This window comes from Streptomyces sp. NPDC005151 (assembly GCF_053599875.1).
On the sequence record NZ_JBSFYR010000177.1, the window covers coordinates 1 to 7,313 of the forward strand.

General features: G+C 67.1%; 5 protein-coding genes. 3 read left to right on the forward strand and 2 right to left on the reverse strand.

Annotated features, from left to right (window positions below):
- Positions 1-468, forward strand: a 468-nt coding sequence (locus ACWD6R_RS39185; protein WP_451823128.1) for a DUF5753 domain-containing protein, incomplete at its 5' end; no start/stop codon positions are given.
- Positions 465-671 (forward strand): DUF397 domain-containing protein, encoded by a 207-nt coding sequence (locus tag ACWD6R_RS39190; RefSeq protein ID WP_451823129.1) that lies wholly within the window; start codon positions 465-467, stop codon positions 669-671. The genes ACWD6R_RS39185 and ACWD6R_RS39190, both read left to right, overlap by 4 nt.
- 84 nt (positions 672-755) lie before the next feature.
- Here ACWD6R_RS39190 and ACWD6R_RS39195 read toward each other — a convergent pair whose 3' ends face one another.
- Positions 756-4,472, reverse strand: coding sequence for an Eco57I restriction-modification methylase domain-containing protein (locus ACWD6R_RS39195; protein ID WP_451823130.1), 3,717 nt, complete (start codon positions 4,470-4,472; stop codon positions 756-758).
- Between the two features lie 21 nt (positions 4,473-4,493).
- On the opposite strand from ACWD6R_RS39195, the gene ACWD6R_RS39200 reads away from it, so the two are divergent.
- Positions 4,494-5,021, forward strand: coding sequence for a hypothetical protein (locus ACWD6R_RS39200; RefSeq protein WP_451823131.1), 528 nt, complete (start codon positions 4,494-4,496; stop codon positions 5,019-5,021).
- A 14-nt stretch (positions 5,022-5,035) separates the two neighbouring features.
- Here ACWD6R_RS39200 and drmD read toward each other — a convergent pair.
- Positions 5,036-7,313, reverse strand: a 2,278-nt coding sequence (gene drmD, locus ACWD6R_RS39205) for a DISARM system SNF2-like helicase DrmD (RefSeq protein ID WP_451823132.1), incomplete at its 5' end; no start/stop codon positions are given.

A 7,313-nucleotide genomic window follows, 5' to 3' on the forward strand; every position in this document is an offset into this window, starting at 1 on the left:
GCGTACGCGCGGGCCGTGTTCGCGGGGCACTGCCCGCCGCTGAGCGAGGAAATCGTCGACCAGCACACGGAGGCGCGGCTGGCCCGACAGAAGCTGCTGACGCGGGTGCCGCTCGCGGAGCTTTCGTTCATCATCGGCGAGGAGGCGCTGCGCGACCCGGTGGGCGGCGCGGAGGTGATGCGTGAGCAGTGGAAACGACTACTGGAGCTGGGCGCGTTGCGCAATGTGGAGGTTCAGGTCATGCCCGCCAAGCGCGGGTTCCACCCAGGCAAGAACGGGCCGTTCATGACGGTACAGACGAAGGAGCTTCAGCACCTCGGGTACTTCGAGTCACAGGGCGTCGGCTGCGTTGTCCGTGATCCTGCCGACGTCAGCGCCTTCGGGTTGCGATATGGCAAGCTGCGATCGCAGGCCCTGAACGTCGAGGAGTCTGTGCGGCTCATCGAACGGCTGGTGGGAGAGACATGAGCGTGGAGCAGGTAACCGACAGCGCGGACGAGCTGAACTGGTCCAAAAGCAGCTACAGCGGGTCGGACGGTGGGGACTGCGTCGAGGTGGCCACCGGCCACGACGCCGTGTACGTACGGGACTCGAAGGTTGCGGGCGACGCGCCGGTGCTGCGGGTCAGCCGGGGCAAGTGGGCGGCGTTCGTGTCGCTTGCGGCTGGATAGTGCCGACCAGGCTGCCTGGCCACAACACCGGGCTCGCTCACGTCACTTGAGGTGATGTGAGCGAGCCCGTTGTCATGCCGAGGATCAGAAGAGGGCGCCCACGGCGCCCTCACCGAAATCCGAGCCACCTCGCGCAGCGAGCTGCTCCTTGCGCTTCCGGATGGCGTCGGCAGAGGGCTTTGGCATGTCCGGGTGCTTGGCCGGCTTCTTGTGCAGACCGAGGTGGACTTCGTCGGCGTAGGCCTGGTGGTTCAGTTGGCGCAGTCGGTCGATGATCTCGGTGCGCGCGAGGAGACCGATGGTGTAGCGGGTGCCCTGGTCGGTCTCGTGGAAGTCGTGGTCGAGCGGGAACGTCTCGTGCGTCGGGTCGGCGTGCGGCGTCTGCCCGGAGTCGTCCAGGAGGTCGTACCAGCCGTATGCCTCGACGGTGGCCCTGTCGATCTCCTCGTGGATACGTCGGAGTTCGACGATGTCCTCGTCCTGACAGTCGGAGTTATGGACCAGGTTGTAGGTGGCGGTGAGGCCCATATTGCGGGCGAGCATCAGGTCGCGACGGTAGGCGTCGAGGTGGGTGCCCGCGGTGCGGAGGCGCTCTGTGAAGAAGGGGCGAACTAGAGTCTCAAATGCATCGGTGGGCGTATAACTCAGGTCCGCCTTCATCGTGGCACACCGATCGAGCGCCCACCAATAGTGAGGTGCGCTACTCAGGAAACCAAGAAGCGCAAGATCGCCAGAGGCGAAGACAACAAGCTTCTGATCCAACATATTCCTGCTGGATACCGCGACCGGCATCACAACCTTGCTGACTTGAGCCATAACAATACAGAAACCAAGCCCCGCAATTGCACGCATCAATGCTGGCCGCTTTTCCCCGTATTGCCACCAATAATCCCGATACACCTTTCTGTTATTCAAGAGCCGCTCAGGCCTCACGTCGCGCTTAAATTTCTCAAACGCCTTCGGATATTCAGCGGCGCGCGATTGGCCCCAGTCTCTGAAATTGATAATCCAGCGATCCGTCTCATGTGTTGGACTCTGATTAACATCCCGCCCATTCCGAAAGGGAAACAGCACCTCCTCGTATCGCTGATCCTCCGAAATCCATGCCCTTGCCTCCGATGCGGACAGGGTAAATCCAATGCCCTGGACCATAACACCCTTGAACGAGACACCCTTGAGCCTAACGAGCGGCTCCACCCATGCCAGCTCCCTCGTCTTTGGGTTCAACGATGTCGAGATGCCACTCGAAGCGACACGCCCACCCAACACGCACACCGCAGGTTTCTCAATCAACACTCTAGTCGTCCAAACTGCGCAATATTCCAGCACAGCCGATCGCGATGGCCACGGCTCGCTTTTCACTGCACGACGGATTCGAGCCCCGGCAGCCTCCAGTTGATCGAGACCAACTTCTCGGGTGTCGCCTTGCGCAAGTGTATTGGTGGCGATAAGCCCAGTCTGACCAATTGTATTCAATAGTTGATGTGCACGCAATTCAAAGTACGCCACCAAGTCCGCGTTGCCTCGTTTACCTTGCGCAAGGTAATCCACCAAGCATTCCCGATACGCTTCTCCCATCGCACCCGTAATTTTACTGCCGCCCAAGAATGGCGGGTTCCCCACCACCGCGTCGAAACCGCCCCCGCGCGAGAACACCTCCGGGAACACCAACGGCCAATGCACCGGCCGCCGCTCCAGTCCCCCCGTCGGCAACTCCGCCCCCAGCCACTCCTCCGCCGTGGCCCGCGCCTCGCGCACCACCTCCGAGTCGTCCTCGACCCCGTCCGCGACGATCTTCTCCACGATCCACGCCGCCTGCGGGAACAGGTCCTTGACCCGATCCCCGCCATCCGCCGCGTACCACTCCACGCGCCCCGACGCGCACGTAGCCAGCGCCGCGCCCGCGATCAGGTCGCCCACCAACCGCAGCCGCCGCGAGTGCCGGTTGACCTCCGCCAGCCGCTCCCGCTTCCGCTGGAGCGCAGGCAGGTCCACACCCTTGATCGCCGTGATCGCCAGGCGTTCCCGCGTCAGCTCGTCCACCAACTCCCTGGCCTGCTCGACCAGCACGTCCGACTGCCGCTGCGGCTTCATGTGCACCGACTGCAACTGCTCCATGCTGTGCACGCCCAGCAGTGAGTCCCCCGCGACCAGCCGGTCGTCCAGGAACGTGAACGGCCGGGTCGGGTCCATCGACACCAGCCACAGTGACAGCTTCGCCATCTCCACGGCCATCGGGTTGATGTCCACCCCGTACAGGCAGTGCTCGATGATCTGGCGACGGGACTCGACGACCACCGGGTCCTGCTCCGAGTCCGCCGCCGTCACCGCGTCCACGGCCCGGCCAGCCCGGTACGTCATCGCGTCCGTGCGGCCCTTGTTCTCCCAGGCCTCGATCAGCCGGTCGCCGAGGTAACGACACGCAGCGACCAGGAACGCCGCCGAGCCCATCGCGATGTCCGCGACCTTCAGCTTCAGGATCTGCTCGGGTGACTTGAGCCGCCACTCCCCCGTGTCCGCCGTCTGGAGCGGGCCCGGCTCGTACACCAGCGGCTCCAGCGCGTGCCGGACGACGTCCTCGGCCAGGAACCTGGGCGTGTAGTGCGTACCCGTGTTCTTGCGGAGCGAGGACTCGGTGACGTACAGCGAACCGTTCGGGATGACCATCGGCAGGTCACGCAGGTCCCGGCGCAGGATGCCGAAGAACGGCAGCAGCCGCTCGCTCAGCGCCGCGTTCTTCGTGACGGCGTTCAGCTGCCGGCGGGCCTCGACGTCGTCCGCGACCGGGGCGAGCAGCTTCTCCAGCTTGGCCGCGCTCGCCGGGGGCTTCGGGTCCTTCCACTTCTCGTGGATGGACTTGGCGAGGGTCTTGACCGACCCGCCGGACTTCGCGGCCAGCGTCTCCAACTCCCGCAACGGTACCTCGTGTTCGAGGCCCTCCGGGCCGATCAGGCCCACCATGTCCTCTATGGCCCGCTCGCCGCCGTACGAGAGCAGGCCCTCGTACACGTAACCGATCTGCTCGACGTCCAGGGCGCGGAAGCTCAGGGTGCGGACTTCGGCGTTCTTGCCCGTGCCGACGCGGACCTCCTGCACCGACTGGAGCATGTGCAGAACCGTGCGGTCGTCGATGGGGAGGAGCGGGGTGCTGAGCTCCAGCCAGTCGTACGTGTCAGGGGCGAAGATCGAGCCGTCGTACGCGGGCAGGTGCAGCTCGGGGTGGTCCACTCCGCCGTGTACCGCGTGGAAGAGGGCGATCAGGCGGTGCCAGGCCGAGGTGGTGTGCTCCAGGGCGCTCTCGCCCTCCGCGTCGGCGCGGGCCTTGAGTTCGGCGCGCAGGAAGCGGGCGGAGTACGCCTTCGCGTACACCTCGTTGTCCGCCGGGAGCAGGCCGCGCTCCTCCGCGTACAGGAGGAAGACGATGCGCATCATGACAGCGACCGCGCCGCGGTAGACCTCACCGGCGGCAACTCCGTTCGCGTGGAGGCCCGGTGCGTCCGCGTCCATCGCGCGGACGTCGGCTCGCCCTATGGCGTCGACGAGCAGTTCCACGGCCTGGCGGACCTGGATGCCGAGCGCTTCGGTGACGTCCTCGCCGGCGGCGAGGCTGGCCTTGAGCAAGCCGACCAGAGTCTCGGCCTCCGCGTACTCGAAGAAGCGGCGGCGGCGCAGGAGCGAGACGAAGGCACGGACCACGTTGCGTTCAGCGGCCTCGTTCCAGCCGATGGTGTCGAAGACGGCAGTCGTCGTGACGCCGCCGATGGGGGCCCAGACCAGACACCACCAGCGGCCATCCGTCACAAGGCCGAGCGGGATGTCATGGTGGCGGAGCAGCCGGGCCAGGCGGTCCGCGGGGGCTGCCGCCCAGTCGCCGCCCGCGGCGGCACGGGAGGTGGGGACGGTTCCGGCGGGAACAGTCGTGCCGAGGAGACGGACGCGCTTGGCGGCGGCGGTGTCGGGTTCGGTGGCGAGGTCGGTGCCCGGTTCGACGAGGGCGAAGTCGGGGCGGAGTACGGCGCCGTGCTCGGGTATGTGGAGGGTGAGGCGGTCGAGCGCGAGGTCGTCGTCCTCGCCCTGGCGGAGGGTGAGCGCGTCGCCCCAGCCGAGGAGGGAGCGCAGGACGTACGCGACCCACTCGTCGCGGCCTGCGGTGGTGTCGTTCTGCCAGTCGGCATGATGGGCGCGCAGGCGGGCCCGTTCGTCCTTCTCCAGGGCGTCGAGCTGGGGCCAGTGCCGGCGGAGCACCGGCATGGTGAGGAACGGGCCGGAGACCTCGGTGAGGTCGAGCCACTCCTGGTGCTGGCGACGGCCGTCGAGCGCCTGGGCCTTGGCGGCGGCGAGACCACGTGAGACGGGGCGAGGGCTCATCGGCGGGCTTCCTTTGCGGGGATCACGAAGACGACGGCGACGGGGAAGAGGTGGGCGCGCGGTTCGCGGTAGCGGGCGGCGATCGCGGCGAGTTCGCGGTCGCGCTCGGCGGGCAGCCCGTCGAGGCGCTGCTGCCAGCGGGCCCGGTCGTCGTCGTACTGACGGCGTTCGGCCGCGGTGATGTCGTGCCGGCTGAAGAGGGCGAACTGTTCGCTGGAGCCGTCGCCCTCCTCCTTGAGCTTGGCGCGCAGGGTGGTTTCGAAGCGGCCGAGGGTGGCGGTGATGCGGCGTTCTTCCTCCGCCTGCCGGTCCGCGAGTGCCTTGACCAGGCTGTCGCCTCGCTCGCGGGCGCGGGCTTCGAGGGAGGTGTTCAGCGGCTTCGCCAGCTTCCCCCACGCCTCAGTGAGTTCTTGCCGGAGGTGGGGGGCTGCCTCGGTGCCCTCGGTGAGCGCCTGTGCGAGCGCGTCGCCCTGCGTGCGTACGGACTCCCAGCGGCGGAACCAGCCGGTGTCGCCGAACCAGCCACCCGCGTGGATGACTTCCTCGTGCAGGCGGGTGCCGTCGTTGCCGACGAGGACATAGCGGGCGTACGCGGAGACAAGGGTGGTCGTGATCGCCGGGTCGTCGCTGACGACGGAGGTGACGCGGTGCAGTCCCACGGAGTCCGCGTTCCAGACGGCGGCTGTCAGCAGACGCGTCGACAGAGCGACCAGCGGGTGCTTGAGGTGGGTGAGGACGACGTCGTCACGGCCCTTCGCGGCGACGGCCGCGTCGAAGGTGATGGGGCGCTGCTCGTCCTCGCGCAGCTTGTGGGCGAGACCGCGGCTCGCTCGTTCCCAGGTGCCGGAGAGCGGCGGGACCTCGTACAGCTCGCCGGGTTCGAAGTCCTCGGCCAGGCTGCGGTCGGCGGCGAGGGGCGGCTGGTGGTCCAGAGCGAGAGCCGTGTCGACGACGCGCTTGATGTTGGCGGGCGTCAGGCCGAGGGTCGAGACGGTCTCGTCGTACTGGTCGGCGAGACGCTTCGTCTGGGCGGTGACGTTCTGCTCCGGGGCGACCTCGCCGCCGGTGCGGCGGCCCTGGATGGTACGCGGCTTGGCGTTCTCGATGTCGACGGGCATCGTGTCGCCGGTCATGCGGCGCTGGACCGCTTCGGCGATGACGGCGTTGACCGATCCCAGGTCCTGTTCCATGCGCGCGACCTTCTTGGCGACGCGGGACAGGAACTCCAGGTCCGCTTCGTACGATCCGGCCTGGGCCTGCTGCCAGCCGGAGCCTATGAAGTGGGATATCTCCGGGTCCCTGCGCTGGCCCCAGCGGTCTATTCGGCCTATTCGCTGTTCGAGTTTGTTGGGGTTGAACGGGATGTCGTAGTTGACCAGGCGGTGGCAGTGGTTCTGCAGGTCGATGCCCTCGCCGGCCGCGTCCGTGGCGAGCAGGATGCGGACCGCGCCCTCGTCGGTGGACGGGTCGGCCTGGAAGCCGAGACGGATGCGTTCGCGGTCCTCGGTGCTGAGGCCCCCGTGCAGGATGGCGGTGCGGCCGTCGTCGGTGAGCTTCTCCTGGCGCAGCAGGGTGAGGAGCCAGTCCAGGGTGTCTCGGTACTCGGTGAAGACGACGATGCGCTCGTTCGTCCAGTGCTTGCCGTCAGCGGTGCGGCAGATGGCCTTGAGCGTATTCAGGAGCGCATCGGCCTTGGAGTCCGCAGCAGCCTCATGGGTGACCGCCCAGCGTTCCATCCGCGGGAGGAGGTCGAGTTCCTGATTGTCCTCGGCCGGCGTCAGGGAGGTGGAGCGGGTGAGTGCGGCGTCCTCGGCGTCGACGAGACCGAAGTCGTCCAGGTCGGCGACCATGTCCGCGAAGTCGTCGAGCCAGTCCGGCACTTCAGCTGCTGCGGTACGGGTCCGAGTGCCGGTGTCCTCAAGATGGGACAAGTAGACGCGGACCGTGTGGAGGAAAGCGGCCGGGGACGAGAAGAGACGTTTCTTCAGCAGCAGCGTCACCAGGTCGGCGGCGCGACGGCCGCCCTTGGCCGTCGGGACGAGCTTCTTGCGGCGCAGGTCGGCGAACGAGGTGAGCAGGCCGTGGATCTCGCGTTCGGTGTCCGTGTAGTCGACGACGAGAGGCTTGGTTACGCGCGTACGGAAGCGGGGCGTGCCGTCGGCGTTGGTGACCGTCGCCTTCAGACCCGAATCCGCAGGTAGTGGCGGTGTCCGGTAGCTGATACGACGACAGGTGCGCTTCGAGTTTGAGAAGATCGAGGTTCCTACGCCTAAT